General features: G+C 67.3%; 12 protein-coding genes. 8 read left to right on the top strand and 4 right to left on the bottom strand.

Translation table 11 applies throughout. From position 1 onward, the window contains the following. Positions 1-37: 37 nt before the first annotated feature. From nusG to IF00_RS0116430, 8 genes are all read left to right on the top strand, one after another. Entirely contained in the window at positions 38-934 is an 897-nt protein-coding gene (nusG, locus tag IF00_RS0116465) for a transcription termination/antitermination protein NusG (RefSeq protein WP_030318722.1), read from the top strand. Between the two features lie 158 nt (positions 935-1,092). Beyond that, positions 1,093-1,527: a 50S ribosomal protein L11 gene (gene rplK / locus IF00_RS0116460; protein ID WP_030318720.1), complete on the top strand. Its 435-nt coding sequence runs from the start codon at positions 1,093-1,095 to the stop codon at positions 1,525-1,527. Positions 1,528-1,605: 78 nt separating this feature from the next. After that, on the top strand, positions 1,606-2,334 hold the full coding sequence (gene rplA, locus IF00_RS0116455) for a 50S ribosomal protein L1 (RefSeq protein WP_030318718.1): 729 nt from the start codon (positions 1,606-1,608) through the stop codon (positions 2,332-2,334). Between the two features lie 115 nt (positions 2,335-2,449). Beyond that, complete coding sequence (locus IF00_RS0116450) at positions 2,450-3,370, top strand: SCO4651 family lipoprotein (protein ID WP_030318716.1); 921 nt, start codon at positions 2,450-2,452, stop codon at positions 3,368-3,370. Between the two features lie 284 nt (positions 3,371-3,654). Then, positions 3,655-4,185 carry a 50S ribosomal protein L10 gene (gene rplJ, locus IF00_RS0116445; protein WP_030318714.1) on the top strand — a complete coding sequence of 177 codons (531 nt, stop codon included), beginning with the start codon at positions 3,655-3,657 and terminating at the stop codon, positions 4,183-4,185. 109 nt (positions 4,186-4,294) lie between these two features. Beyond that, positions 4,295-4,678 (top strand): 50S ribosomal protein L7/L12, encoded by a 384-nt coding sequence (rplL, locus tag IF00_RS0116440; RefSeq protein ID WP_030318713.1) that lies wholly within the window; start codon positions 4,295-4,297, stop codon positions 4,676-4,678. A gap of 549 nt (positions 4,679-5,227) precedes the next feature. Further along, complete coding sequence (gene rpoB, locus IF00_RS0116435) at positions 5,228-8,710, top strand: DNA-directed RNA polymerase subunit beta (RefSeq protein ID WP_030318711.1); 3,483 nt, start codon at positions 5,228-5,230, stop codon at positions 8,708-8,710. A gap of 107 nt (positions 8,711-8,817) precedes the next feature. Beyond that, positions 8,818-12,717: a DNA-directed RNA polymerase subunit beta' gene (locus IF00_RS0116430; RefSeq protein WP_030318709.1), complete on the top strand. Its 3,900-nt coding sequence runs from the start codon at positions 8,818-8,820 to the stop codon at positions 12,715-12,717. A 66-nt stretch (positions 12,718-12,783) separates the two neighbouring features. Here IF00_RS0116430 and IF00_RS0116425 read toward each other — a convergent pair whose 3' ends face one another. From IF00_RS0116425 to IF00_RS0116410, 4 genes are all read right to left on the bottom strand, one after another. Further along, positions 12,784-13,047, bottom strand: coding sequence for a hypothetical protein (locus IF00_RS0116425; RefSeq protein ID WP_030318708.1), 264 nt, complete (start codon positions 13,045-13,047; stop codon positions 12,784-12,786). Then, the gene (locus IF00_RS0116420) at positions 13,034-13,300 is read right to left on the bottom strand and encodes a hypothetical protein (RefSeq protein WP_030318706.1); all 267 of its coding nucleotides are present in this window, start codon (positions 13,298-13,300) and stop codon (positions 13,034-13,036) included. The genes IF00_RS0116425 and IF00_RS0116420 overlap by 14 nt, the downstream gene beginning before the upstream one ends. 24 nt (positions 13,301-13,324) lie before the next feature. Further along, entirely contained in the window at positions 13,325-14,236 is a 912-nt protein-coding gene (locus tag IF00_RS0116415) for a peptidoglycan-binding protein (RefSeq protein ID WP_030318703.1), read from the bottom strand. A gap of 74 nt (positions 14,237-14,310) precedes the next feature. Continuing rightward, positions 14,311-14,715, bottom strand: a complete 405-nt coding sequence (locus tag IF00_RS0116410; RefSeq protein ID WP_030318702.1) for a hypothetical protein — start codon at positions 14,713-14,715, stop codon at positions 14,311-14,313. Between the last annotated feature and the right edge of the window lie 39 nt (positions 14,716-14,754).

Here is a 14,754-nt window from a genome sequence, read left to right as displayed (position 1 = left end):
TTCCACCCCATCTGTATCGCAGGAAGAAGCAGCCACCGTGTCTGACGCGAACCTGAACGACGCCTTCGAGTCCGAGTCCGTCGAGGACGAGCTGGACATCGTCGAGGCCGCCGACGAGGACCAGGCAGACGCTGCTGACGACGTTGCCGGCGAGGCCGCCGAGGAAGCCGCTCTCCAGGTCGAGGACGAGGACCAGGACGAGGCGGAGACCGACGAGGCCGCCGAGGCCGAGGGTGACGAGGACGACGAGGCCGTCGTCACCGAGGTCGAGGACGCCGAGGAAGAGGCCGAAGAGGAGGCCGAGCCGGCCGCCCCGGTCGACCCGGTCGCCGCGCTCCGCGAGGAGCTGCGCACCCTGCCCGGCGAGTGGTACGTCATCCACACCTACGCGGGCTACGAGAAGCGCGTGAAGGCCAACCTCGAGCAGCGTGCCGTCTCGCTCAACGTCGAGGACTTCATCTACCAGGCCGAGGTCCCCGAGGAAGAGATCGTCCAGATCAAGGGCGGCGAGCGGAAGAACGTCAAGCAGAACAAGCTTCCCGGCTACGTTCTCGTCCGCATGGACCTGACGAACGAGTCCTGGGGCGTCGTCCGCAACACCCCCGGCGTCACCGGCTTCGTGGGCAACGCCTACGACCCGTACCCGCTGACCCTGGACGAGATCGTCAAGATGCTCGCCCCGGAGGCCGAGGAGAAGGCCGCCCGCGAGGCCGCCGAGGCCGAGGGCAAGCCGGCTCCGGCCCGCAAGCTGGAGGTCCAGGTGCTGGACTTCGAGGTCGGCGACTCGGTCACCGTCACCGACGGCCCCTTCGCCACCCTCCAGGCGACCATCAACGAGATCAACCCCGACTCGAAGAAGGTCAAGGGACTCGTCGAGATCTTCGGTCGCGAGACCCCGGTCGAGCTCAGCTTCGACCAGATCCAGAAGAACTGATCTCACAAGTTTCCGACCAGGTCAGAGTGGCTCTTACAGCCGCTCTGACCTGCTCGGTTTTTGGCCGCGCGTCTATACCCGTTATCGTTGTGCGGTATGCCTCCATCCGGATGACCGGATGGCGGGCTGAACACTCTCACTAGGACCCGGAGAGAGCAATGCCTCCCAAGAAGAAGAAGGTCACGGGGCTTATCAAGCTCCAGATCAACGCTGGTGCGGCCAACCCGGCCCCGCCGGTCGGTCCCGCGCTGGGCCAGCACGGCGTCAACATCATGGAGTTCTGCAAGGCCTACAACGCCGCGACCGAGTCGCAGCGTGGCATGGTCGTGCCGGTGGAGATCACGGTCTACGAAGACCGCTCCTTCACCTTCATCACCAAGACTCCGCCGGCCGCCAAGCTGATCCTCAAGGCCGCTGGTGTGGACAAGGGCTCCGGCGAGCCGCACAAGACCAAGGTCGCCAAGCTCACGGCTGCCCAGGTCCGCGAGATCGCCACGGTCAAGCTCCCCGACCTGAACGCCAACGACCTGGACGCCGCGTCCAAGATCATCGCTGGCACCGCCCGTTCCATGGGCATCACGGTCGAGGGCTGATCACCCCCCTCGTGACCTAGTGGTAGGGCCAGCGCTGGTCCGCACCACGACTCCACACCTGAACCAACAGGAGAAGCAGTGAAGCGCAGCAAGACCCTCCGCGCAGCGGACGCCAAGATCGACAGCGAGAAGCTCTACGCTCCTCTCGAGGCCGTCCGTCTCGCCAAGGACACCTCCAGCACGAAGTTCGACGGCACCGTCGAGGTCGCCTTCCGCCTGGGCGTCGACCCGCGCAAGGCCGACCAGATGGTCCGTGGCACCGTGAACCTTCCGCACGGCACCGGCAAGACCGCCCGGGTCCTGGTCTTCGCGACCGGTGACCGTGCCGAGGCCGCGATCGCCGCGGGCGCCGACATCGTCGGCTCCGACGAGCTCATCGACGAGATCTCCAAGGGCAACCGCCTGAACGAGTTCGACGCCGTTGTGGCCACCCCGGACCTCATGGGCAAGGTCGGCCGCCTCGGCCGCGTCCTCGGCCCGCGTGGTCTCATGCCGAACCCCAAGGTCGGCACCGTCACCCCCGATGTCGCCAAGGCTGTCAACGACATCAAGGGCGGCAAGATCGAGTTCCGCGTCGACAAGCACTCGAACCTGCACTTCATCATCGGCAAGGTCTCCTTCGATGACACGAAGCTGGTCGAGAACTACGCCGCGGCCCTGGACGAGATCCTCCGTCTGAAGCCGTCCGCCGCGAAGGGTCGCTACATCAAGAAGGCGACCATCACGACGACGATGGGCCCCGGCATCCCGCTGGACTCGAACCGCACCCGCAACCTCCTCGTCGAGGAGGACCCGGCCGCGGTCTGAGCCCTTCCGGCTCACTGAGTGGTCAGTCGGCCCCGCACCTCTTCGGAGGTGCGGGGCCGACTTTTTGTTACGGTTCGAGGGACCGTACGAGGCTGCTCAAGGGGTGGGGGACCAGATGAACGTGTCCGTGTGGAAGCGCGCGGGTGTCGCCGTGACGGCCGTGGCCGTCGTCACCGGCGTCGCGGGGTGTCAGGACGGCGACGGGAAGGCCGCGGGCGCCGACGAGGCGCAGACGCAGAGCCTCGGCGACATCACGAAGGTGATCCGGACCGCGTACGAGAAGACCTCGGCCGCCAAGTCCGCGAAGATCCGGATGACGATGGACCTGCCGGCCGGCCTCGAGGGCGGCGGCACCATGGAGATGACCGGTGTCCAGGGCTGGGACCCGACCGTCATGGACATCACCGTCAAGGGCTCGATGCTGGGCGCGGCCGGCGCCGGCGGCCCGGACAGCATGCGCATGATCATGCTCGGCAACGTCATGTACATGGACGTGGGTGAGGCGCAGGCAGCCCAGACGGGCGGCAAGCGCTGGATGAAGCTCGACATGCAGGCCGCCGCGGAGGCCTCCGGCGACAAGGCCCTGTCGAAGTCGATGACCGGCGGCATGGAGAACATGAACCAGGACCCGGCCAAGCAGCTCGCCCTGCTCCTCGACTCGCCCAACCTCAAGCACCTCGGTGCCGAGAAGATCGACGGCGCCGAGACCCAGCACTACAAGGGCACGCTGACCCTGGAGCAGATGGTCGCCACCAACAAGTCCCTCGACGTGCTGTCCGAGAAGGACCGCGCGGACCTGGTCGAGAGCGTCAGGAAGTCCGGCATCACGGCGTACGACACCGAGGTCTGGGTCCGTGAGGACGGCTACCCGGCCCGTATGGACATCGGCATGAAGTCGGCGCAGGGCACCGTGAAGATGGGAATGCACTTCTCCGACTACGGCGCCAAGGCCGCTGTCCAGGCCCCGCCCGCCGAGGACACCGTCGACCTCTTCGAGATGCTGAAGCAGCTCGGCGCGGGGGGCGGTCAGGCCTGATCCGCACGGCGCGTCCGGGGGCGGTCAGGCCGGATTTGCCCCCGGGCGCGTCGGTCACGTACTCTTCCGAGGAAGCCAAAGACCGCTGGTCGTCACTGTGCCGTCAAGGTGCGGTGGCCGAAGGATTCGCTGCGACGCGAACGACCCGCGCAGGTGATTGTGGATGAGTTCCCGGATCTTCGTGATGCGGTTGAGCTGAGCCCCGAGCGCCTGCGCCCGGGGCGTTTTCGTTGTGGCAGTGCCTTCTGAGCGGTCCTCATCACCCGGAAGGAGGCCGACGCTCTATGGCAAGGCCCGACAAGGCTGCCGCGGTAGCCGAGCTTGAGGACAAGTTCCGCAGCTCGAACGCCGTCGTGCTGACCTCGTACACGGGGCTCACCGTGGCGCAGCTGAAGACGCTGCGTCGTTCGCTCGGTGAGAACGCCCAGTACGCCGTGGTGAAGAACACGCTGACCAAGATTGCGGCCAACCAGGCCGGCATCTCCGCGCTGGACGACCAGCTTGCTGGTTCGACCGCGGCCGCCTTCGTCACCGGTGACCCGGTGGAGTCGGCGAAGGCTCTGCGTGACTTCGCCAAGGAGAACCCGAACCTCGTCATCAAGGGCGGTGTCCTTGATGGCAAGGCGCTGTCCGCCGACGAGTTCAAGAAGCTCGCGGACCTCGAGTCCCGCGAGGTTCTGCTCAGCAAGCTGGCCGGCGCGTTCAAGGGCAAGCAGTCCCAGACTGCCTCGCTCCTGCAGGCGCTGCCGTCGAAGTTCGTCCGCACCGCGGAGGCGCTTCGCGTCAAGCTCGCCGAGCAGGGCGGTGCCGAGTAATTCGGCTCGCGTCATGATCTGTGCCGCCTAGGCGCAGGTCGTAGCGGGCCGTAACGCCCGCCTCTCTATACATCCGGCACCTGCCGAATTAGTGGAAGGATCGCCCATCATGGCGAAGCTCTCTCAGGACGACCTCCTCGCCCAGTTCGAGGAGATGACCCTCATCGAGCTCTCCGAGTTCGTGAAGGCCTTCGAGGAGAAGTTCGACGTCACCGCCGCCGCGGCCGTCGCCGTTGCCGGCCCCGCCGCGGGTGGCGCTGCCCCCGAGGCCGCCGAGGAGCAGGACGAGTTCGACGTCATCCTCGAGGGTGCCGGCGACAAGAAGATCCAGGTCATCAAGGTCGTGCGTGAGCTCACCTCCCTGGGCCTCAAGGAGGCCAAGGACCTCGTCGACGGCACCCCGAAGCCGGTCCTCGAGAAGGTCACGAAGGAGGCCGCCGAGAAGGCTGCCGAGTCCCTCAAGGCCGCCGGCGCCTCCGTCACGGTCAAGTAAGACCGTTTCGAGTCGCTGAATCTGACTCCTGCCCCCGTGTAACGCGGGGGCATCGAAAGGCGATCACCCTTCTGGGTGGTCGCCTTTCGGCGTTCCCCGGGAAGGGCGTGGCGGGGGGCCCGAGGGCCGCCGGGAGCGGAGTATGGTGATCTTCGCCGTGCGCCCCGCAGACCGGGGGGCCTTGACGAACCGCACGCAGCGCGCAATTCTCAGGACGCGTCGTCACAACGATCCGTTTCCGAGGCATGGATCGACGACTGAACGGGCAGTATCGAGGTGCGCCGCACGGCGCGAGGTACCGCGGAGTTGAGAGCAACGAGGGTCGCGAATTATTCGCCCTGGACATCAGTGAGCCGAGTGGCTACACTGACCCTTTGCGCTGCCTGTTAGCTGCCCCCTGCCCGTCACCAGGGGCATACCTTCGCATCCGCTCCTCGGACCGACCCCGTCTGACCTGGCTTTTTGGCCATATCAGGAAAAGTCTGCCGTGAAGCGATGCAGGGGACCGGTACGCGCGTAGTGAGTCCGAGCCCTCGGAAGGACCCCCTCTTGGCCGCCTCGCGCAACGCCTCGACCAATACGAACAACGGCGCAAGCACCGCCCCGCTGCGCATCTCCTTTGCAAAGATCAAGGAGCCCCTCGAGGTTCCGAACCTCCTCGCGCTGCAGACCGAGAGCTTTGACTGGCTGCTCGGCAACGCCGCCTGGAAGGCTCGCGTCGAGGCTGCCCTTGAGTCGGGACAGGACGTCCCCAGGAAGTCCGGTCTGGAAGAGATCTTCGAGGAGATCTCGCCGATCGAGGACTTCTCCGGGTCGATGTCGCTGACCTTCCGCGACCACCGCTTCGAGCCGCCGAAGAACTCGATCGACGAGTGCAAGGACCGTGACTTCACGTACGGCGCCCCGCTCTTCGTCACCGCCGAGTTCACCAACAACGAGACCGGCGAGATCAAGTCCCAGACGGTCTTCATGGGCGACTTCCCGCTCATGACGAACAAGGGCACCTTCGTCATCAACGGCACCGAGCGTGTCGTGGTGTCGCAGCTGGTCCGTTCGCCGGGTGTCTACTTCGACTCCTCCATCGACAAGACGTCCGACAAGGACATCTTCTCGGCCAAGATCATCCCGTCCCGGGGTGCCTGGCTGGAGATGGAGATCGACAAGCGCGACCTGGTCGGTGTCCGCATCGACCGCAAGCGCAAGCAGTCCGTCACCGTCCTCCTCAAGGCTCTCGGCTGGACCACCGAGCAGATCCTGCAGGAGTTCGGCGAGTACGAGTCCATGCGCGCCACCCTGGAGAAGGACCACACCCAGGGCCAGGACGACGCGCTGCTCGACATCTACCGCAAGCTGCGTCCGGGCGAGCCGCCGACCCGTGAGGCCGCTCAGACGCTGCTCGAGAACCTCTACTTCAACCCGAAGCGCTACGACCTCGCCAAGGTCGGCCGCTACAAGGTGAACAAGAAGCTCGGCGCGGACGAGCCGCTGGACGCCGGCGTGCTCACCACCGATGACGTCATCGCCACGATCAAGTACCTGGTCAAGCTCCACGCGGGCGAGACCGAGACGATCGGCGAGAACGGCAACGAGATCGTCGTCGAGACCGACGACATCGACCACTTCGGCAACCGTCGTCTGCGCAACGTCGGCGAGCTCATCCAGAACCAGGTCCGCACGGGTCTGGCTCGTATGGAGCGCGTCGTGCGTGAGCGCATGACCACCCAGGACGTCGAGGCGATCACGCCTCAGACCCTGATCAACATCCGGCCGGTCGTCGCCTCCATCAAGGAGTTCTTCGGCACCAGCCAGCTGTCGCAGTTCATGGACCAGAACAACCCGCTGTCGGGTCTGACGCACAAGCGTCGTCTCTCGGCGCTGGGCCCTGGTGGTCTGTCCCGTGAGCGGGCCGGCTTCGAGGTCCGAGACGTGCACCCGTCCCACTACGGACGCATGTGCCCGATCGAGACCCCCGAAGGCCCGAACATCGGTCTGATCGGTTCGCTCGCCTCGTACGGCCGCGTCAACGCGTTCGGCTTCATCGAGACGCCGTACCGCAAGGTCGTCGACGGCCAGGTCACCGACGAGGTCGACTACGTCACCGCCGACGAGGAGGACCGCTTCGTCATCGCGCAGGCCAACGCCGCGCTCAACGACGACCTGCAGTTCACCGAGCCCCGTGTCCTGGTGCGTAAGCGTGGCGGCGAGGTCGACTACGTCGAGCCGTCGGACGTGGACTACATGGACGTCTCGCCGCGCCAGATGGTGTCGGTCGCGACCGCCATGATCCCGTTCCTCGAGCACGACGACGCCAACCGTGCCCTCATGGGCGCGAACATGATGCGTCAGGCGGTGCCGCTGATTAAGTCGGAGGCCCCGCTCGTCGGCACCGGCATGGAGTACCGCTGTGCCACCGACGCCGGCGACGTGCTCAAGGCCGAGAAGGACGGTGTCGTCCAGGAGCTCTCCGCGGACTACGTCACCGTCGCCAACGACGACGGCACGTACATCACGTACCGCCTGCACAAGTTCTCGCGCTCGAACCAGGGCACCTCGGTCAACCAGAAGGTCGTCGTCGACGAGGGCGACCGCGTGATCGAGGGCCAGGTCCTCGCCGACGGTCCCGCCACCGAAGACGGCGAGATGGCGCTCGGCAAGAACCTGCTCGTGGCGTTCATGCCGTGGGAGGGTCACAACTACGAGGACGCGATCATCCTGTCGCAGCGCCTCGTGCAGGACGACGTCCTCTCCTCGATCCACATCGAGGAGCACGAGGTCGACGCCCGTGACACCAAGCTCGGCCCGGAGGAGATCACCCGGGACATCCCGAACGTCTCCGAGGAGGTCCTCGCGGACCTCGACGAGCGCGGCATCATCCGTATCGGTGCCGAGGTCGTCGCCGGCGACATCCTGGTCGGCAAGGTCACGCCCAAGGGTGAGACCGAGCTGACCCCGGAGGAGCGCCTGCTCCGCGCGATCTTCGGTGAGAAGGCCCGTGAGGTCCGTGACACCTCGCTGAAGGTGCCGCACGGCGAGATCGGCAAGATCATCGGCGTGCGCGTCTTCGACCGCGAGGAGGGCGACGAGCTTCCCCCGGGCGTGAACCAGCTGGTCCGCGTCTACGTCGCCCAGAAGCGCAAGATCACCGATGGTGACAAGCTCGCCGGCCGTCACGGCAACAAGGGCGTCATCTCGAAGATCCTGCCGATCGAGGACATGCCGTTCCTGGAGGACGGCACCCCGGTCGACATCATCCTCAACCCGCTGGGTGTCCCGTCCCGAATGAACCCGGGACAGGTCCTGGAGATCCACCTCGGCTGGCTCGCCAGCCGCGGCTGGGACGTCTCCGGCCTCGCGGACGAGTGGGCGCAGCGCCTCCAGGTGATCGGCGCCGACAAGGTCGCCCCCGGCACCAACGTCGCGACCCCGGTCTTCGACGGTGCGCGTGAGGACGAGCTCGCGGGTCTGCTGAACCACACCATCCCGAACCGCGACGGCGAGCGCATGGTGCTCCCGACCGGTAAGGCGAGGCTGTTCGACGGCCGCTCCGGCGAGCCGTTCCCGGACCCGATCTCCGTCGGGTACATGTACATCCTCAAGCTCCACCACCTGGTCGACGACAAGCTCCACGCCCGGTCGACCGGTCCGTACTCGATGATCACCCAGCAGCCGCTGGGTGGTAAGGCCCAGTTCGGTGGCCAGCGCTTCGGTGAGATGGAGGTGTGGGCGCTGGAGGCGTACGGCGCCGCTTACGCCCTCCAGGAGCTGCTGACGATCAAGTCCGACGACGTGACCGGCCGCGTGAAGGTCTACGAGGCCATCGTCAAGGGCGAGAACATCCCTGAGCCCGGCATCCCCGAGTCCTTCAAGGTGCTCATCAAGGAGATGCAGTCCCTGTGCCTCAACGTGGAGGTGCTGTCCTCGGACGGCATGTCCATCGAGATGCGCGACACCGACGAGGACGTCTTCCGCGCAGCGGAGGAGCTCGGCATCGACCTGTCCCGGCGCGAGCCGAGCAGCGTCGAAGAGGTCTGACGGGAGTTCGGTCGGGGGCTCGGCGTTTCACCGCTGAGTCCCCGGCCGGCCCCAGGACCCCCGTATCAGACCCCAAGCCTTACAACCCTGAGAGGGATTGACGCATAGTGCTCGACGTCAACTTCTTCGACGAGCTCCGGATCGGTCTGGCCACCGCTGACGACATCCGTCAGTGGAGCCACGGCGAGGTCAAGAAGCCGGAGACCATCAACTACCGCACGCTCAAGCCCGAGAAGGACGGACTCTTCTGCGAGAAGATCTTCGGTCCGACCCGGGACTGGGAGTGCTACTGCGGCAAGTACAAGCGTGTCCGCTTCAAGGGCATCATCTGTGAGCGGTGTGGCGTCGAGGTCACCCGCGCGAAGGTGCGCCGTGAGCGGATGGGCCACATCGAGCTCGCCGCTCCCGTCACCCACATCTGGTACTTCAAGGGCGTTCCGTCGCGTCTTGGCTACCTGCTCGACCTCGCCCCGAAGGACCTCGAGAAGGTCATCTACTTCGCGGCGTACATGATCACGTACGTCGACGACGAGCGTCGTACGCGTGACCTGCCCTCGCTGGAGGCGCACGTCTCCGTCGAGCGTCAGCAGATCGAGAACCGTCGCGACTCCGACCTGGAGGCCCGCGCCAAGAAGCTCGAGAACGACCTCGGCGAGCTCGAGGCCGAGGGCGCCAAGGCCGACGTGCGCCGCAAGGTGCGCGAGGGTGCCGAGCGCGAGATGAAGCAGCTGCGCGACCGCGCGCAGCGCGAGATCGACCGTCTGGACGAGGTCTGGTCGCGCTTCAAGAACCTCAAGGTCCAGGACCTGGAGGGCGACGAGCTCCTCTACCGCGAGCTGCGTGACCGCTTCGGCACGTACTTCGACGGTTCGATGGGTGCCGCGGCGCTGCAGAAGCGCCTGGAGTCCTTCGACCTGGAGGAGGAGGCCGAGCGCCTCCGCGAGATCATCCGTACCGGCAAGGGCCAGAAGAAGACCCGTGCGCTCAAGCGCCTCAAGGTCGTCTCCGCGTTCCTGCAGACCGCGAACAGCCCCAAGGGCATGGTTCTCGACTGCGTGCCGGTCATCCCGCCGGACCTGCGTCCGATGGTGCAGCTGGACGGTGGCCGCTTCGCGACCTCCGACCTGAACGACCTGTACCGCCGCGTGATCAACCGCAACAACCGTCTGAAGCGTCTGCTCGACCTCGGTGCCCCCGAGATCATCGTGAACAACGAGAAGCGGATGCTCCAGGAGGCGGTCGACGCCCTCTTCGACAACGGCCGTCGTGGTCGCCCGGTCACGGGCCCCGGCAACCGTCCGCTGAAGTCCCTCAGCGACATGCTGAAGGGTAAGCAGGGTCGATTCCGTCAGAACCTGCTCGGTAAGCGTGTGGACTACTCCGCGCGTTCCGTCATCGTCGTCGGTCCGCAGCTGAAGCTGCACCAGTGCGGTCTGCCGAAGGCCATGGCGCTGGAGCTCTTCAAGCCGTTCGTGATGAAGCGCCTGGTCGACCTGAACCACGCGCAGAACATCAAGAGCGCCAAGCGGATGGTCGAGCGCGGCCGCACGGTCGTGTACGACGTCCTCGAAGAGGTCATCGCCGAGCACCCGGTTCTGCTGAACCGTGCGCCCACGCTGCACCGCCTCGGCATCCAGGCCTTCGAGCCCCAGCTGGTCGAGGGCAAGGCCATCCAGATCCACCCGCTCGTCTGCACCGCGTTCAACGCGGACTTCGACGGTGACCAGATGGCCGTGCACCTGCCGCTCTCCGCGGAGGCGCAGGCCGAGGCCCGCATCCTGATGCTGTCCTCGAACAACATCCTGAAGCCGGCCGACGGCCGTCCGGTCACGATGCCGACCCAGGACATGGTCCTCGGTCTGTTCTTCCTGACCACCGACGGTGAGCTCCGTGACACCAAGGGCGAGGGCCGCGCGTTCGGCTCCACGGCCGAGGCGATCATGGCGTTCGACGCCGGCGAGCTCGCGCTGCAGTCGCAGATCGACATCCGCTTCCCCGTCGGCACCGTCGCTCCGCGTGGCTGGGTTCCCCCGGTCACCGAGGAGGGCGAGCCGGAGTGGCAGCAGGGTGACTCGTTCCGCCTGCGCACCTCGCTGGGCCGCGCGCTCTTCAACGAGCTGCTGCCCGAGGACTACCCGTTCGTCGACTACTCCGTCGGCAAGAAGCAGCTCTCCGAGATCGTCAACGACCTCGCCGAGCGCTACCCCAAGGTCATCGTGGCGGCGACGCTCGACAACCTGAAGGCGGCGGGCTTCTACTGGGCGACCCGTTCCGGTGTCACCGTGGCCATCTCCGACGTCGTCGTGCCCGAGGCCAAGAAGGCCATCGTCAAGGGCTACGAGGAGCAGGACGAGAAGGTCCAGAAGCAGTACGAGCGCGGTCTCATCACGAAGGAAGAGCGCACTCAGGAGCTCATCGCGATCTGGACCAAGGCGACCAACGAGGTTGCCGAGGCGATGAACGCGAACTTCCCGAAGACGAACCCCATCTTCATGATGGTTGACTCGGGCGCCCGAGGAAACATGATGCAGATGCGTCAGATCGCCGGTATGCGTGGTCTGGTGTCGAACGCCAAGAACGAGACGATCCCGCGTCCCATCAAGGCGTCCTTCCGTGAGGGCCTCACCGTTCTGGAGTACTTCATCTCCACGCACGGTGCCCGTAAGGGTCTGGCGGACACCGCCCTGCGTACCGCCGACTCGGGTTACCTGACCCGTCGTCTGGTGGACGTCTCGCAGGACGTGATCATCCGCGAGGAGGACTGCGGCACCGAGCGCGGTCTGAAGCTGCGGATCGCCGAGCGCGGCGCCGACGGTGTCCTGCGCAAGACGGACGACGTCGAGACCTCCGTGTACGCGCGGATGCTCGCCGAGGACGTCGTCGTCGAGGGCAAGGTCATCGCGCCTGCCAACGTCGACCTGGGTGACGTGCTCATCGACGCCCTCGTGGGCGCCGGTGTCGAGGAGGTCAAGACCCGCTCGGTCCTGACCTGTGAGTCCGCCGTCGGTACCTGTGCGTTCTGCTACGGCCGTTCGCTCGCCACCGGCAAGCTGGTCGACATCGGTGAGGCGGTCGGCATCATCGCCGCCCAGTCCATCGGTGAGCCCGGTACCCAGCTGACGATGCGTACCTTCCACACCGGTGGTGTGGCCGGTGACGACATCACCCAGGGTCTGCCCCGTGTCGTCGAGCTCTTCGAGGCTCGTCAGCCCAAGGGTGTCGCCCCGATCTCGGAGGCGGCCGGCCGCGTCCGTATCGAGGAGACCGAGAAGACCAAGAAGATCGTCGTCACCCCGGACGACGGCACCGACGAGACGGCGTTCCCGATCTCGAAGCGTGCCCGTCTGCTCGTGGGCGAGGGCGACCACGTCGAGGTGGGCCAGAAGCTCACCGTGGGTGCCACCAACCCGCACGACGTGCTGCGCATCCTGGGTCAGCGTGCGGTCCAGGTTCACCTGGTCGCCGAGGTCCAGAAGGTCTACAACTCGCAGGGCGTGTCGATCCACGACAAGCACATCGAGATCATCATCCGGCAGATGCTGCGCCGTGTGACGATCATCGAGTCCGGCGACGCGGAGCTGCTGCCGGGCGAGCTCGTCGAGCGCTCGAAGTTCGAGACCGAGAACCGTCGTGTGGTCACCGAGGGCGGTCACCCCGCCTCCGGCCGTCCGCAGCTGATGGGTATCACCAAGGCCTCGCTGGCGACGGAATCCTGGCTGTCGGCCGCCTCCTTCCAGGAGACGACCCGAGTCCTGACGGATGCGGCGATCAACGCCAAGTCCGACAGCCTCATCGGCCTCAAGGAGAACGTCATCATCGGTAAGCTCATCCCGGCCGGTACGGGTCTGTCCCGCTACCGCAACATCCGGGTCGAGCCGACCGAGGAGGCCAAGGCCGCGATGTACTCGGCCGTCGGCTACGACGACATCGACTACTCGCCGTTCGGCTCGGGCTCCGGCCAGGCCGTTCCGCTGGAGGACTACGACTACGGTCCGTACAACCAGTAAGTAGTGCGAAACCGAAGGGCGGTCACCCCCGTGGGGGTGGCCGCCCTTCGGCGTGTCCGGCCGCCCCTAGCGGGCGGCCAGCTCCCAGACGGCGACGAGCACACCGGCGCTCGCGGCCAGCGCGGCGATGCTGGTCAGCGGCCAGCGGGCGCGCTCCAGGTCGTCGAGGCGGGCCTCGTGGTCGGCGAGCTGCCGGTCGGTCTGGTCGCTGCGCTGGACGAGCAGTGCGAGCGAGCCGTCGACCCGGGCGAAGCCGGCCTCCAGGGTGCCGCGGAGCCGTTCCAGTTCGAGGGCGACGGCGACCGGGTCGTTCGGGTCAGGATCGGTCATCGGCACCGCCCTCGGCCGGGCTGCCGATCGGGCCGCGGGTGCCGCTGTCGGTGCGGAGCCAGGACGGGAGCAGGTTCTGTACGAGGTCCAGGGCCATCACCCGGGCCAGGCCGCCGGCGACGGCGAGCGCGCCGGCGACCCAGGGGAGGGTCGCGGGGATGCCGGAGGCGTCGACGATCGCGGGGAGCACGACGGCGATGCCGACGGCGGTCTGGAGGACGGTACGGGCCGTGCGCTGGGCGGCATCGGACATCGGGGGTCTCCTCTGGTGCGGTGATTACTTCGTGTACGGGACCTTCAGCGCGCTCCAGGACGCGGCGCCGGGAATGCCGTCGGCGTCGGAGCCGCGGAAGCCGAGCTTTCGCTGCCACTTCGCGTAGCTGAGCCGGTCGGCCTCGCTCCAGCGGGGGCCGGGGCCGACGGTGTACGCGGCGCAGCCCTCGGCGACGAGACGGCGGCCCATGGCCGTGATGACCGGGGAGCTCGTCTCCGTGCGGAAGAACGAGGTGCCCGGGAACGGCTGGAGGCGGGGGGCGGTGGGCTTTCCGCTGCCCGGGGCGGGCTTGGCGGGGGCCTTGGAGAGTCGGGTCTGGACGCGCTGCCGGAGGGTCGGCATGCCGAAGCCCTTGGGGTCGCTCTTCCAGTCGGACCACTCCAGGTGGCCGATGACGGATTTGGCGCCCCAGCCGTGGGCCCGGCAGAGGGCGGCGGAGACCCGTTCGATCGCGTCGAGCTGGGCGGCCGGCCAGGGGTCGGTGCCGTTGCCGAGGTTGATGCACTCGAAGCCGTAGAAGCGGGAGTTGCCGTCGACGGCGTTGTGGCTGCCCTGGTGTTCGCGCGGGGCGGGCGGCCGGGCCCCGTACGTCTCGGTGATCACGGCCTGGAGGACGGACGGGTCGCCGCCGCCGGCGTGGTTGGCGCGTCCGTTGGCGACGAGATGGACGGTGCCGTCCTTGGCGATGACGCCGTGGCACAGCGGTCCGGGCAGGCCCTCGTAGCCGTTGAAGCACATCTCGACGGAGGACGCGGTGCCGGAGCTGACGGTGTGGTGGATCATCACGCCGGTGACCGGGCCCCAGGCGCCGGTGTGGTTCCGGTTGTGGGAGCGCCAGCCGGGGTGTTCGACGACGGTGACGCCTTCGGCGCGGAGTGCGGCGAGGAGCCGGTCCGCGGGGAGGGGAGTGGCCATCGGTTGTCCTCCAGACATGCGAGAGCCCCGGCCGTCGGGGCGCGGGGCGGGGGTACGGGTGGGGCGCGCGGAGGTTACGGAGCGGGCTCCGGCGCGGGGGCGGGCTGCTCGGGTTCCGGCTGCGGGGCCCAGGTCGCGCAGAGCGCGGCGTAGGCGGAACGGCGGGCCTCGAAGTCGGCGAGCGCCGCGGCGACGGCCTGCTGGACGGCGGTCGGGTCGGGTACGGCGGGGACGCCGTCCGTCGCCTCGACGGTGGCCAGGCCGAAACCGCGCAGGACGGCGTCTCCCTGGCCGGTCCTGGCGAACTCCGCGCTGATGGCGACCGACGGGTACTGGCCGGTGAACGGGTCCCGTTCCAGGTGGTGGCCCAGGCCGTTGTCGTAGACGCGGATGGAGAGCGTGTGGCCGTTCTCGGTGACGGTGGCACGGCCGGCGTAGTCGATGACCACGCCCCAGGGCTGGGTGGGGTCGATGTTCATGGGGTGCTCCTCGATGGCCTCGTCGGCCGCGGTGGGAGG

Origin of the sequence: Streptomyces flavochromogenes (genome assembly GCF_000717595.1) — a bacterium.
Lineage (GTDB): Bacteria > Actinomycetota > Actinomycetes > Streptomycetales > Streptomycetaceae > Streptomyces > Streptomyces flavochromogenes.
The sequence above is the reverse complement of the archived record's forward strand: the minus strand, read 5'-3'. Positions and strand labels throughout refer to the sequence as shown.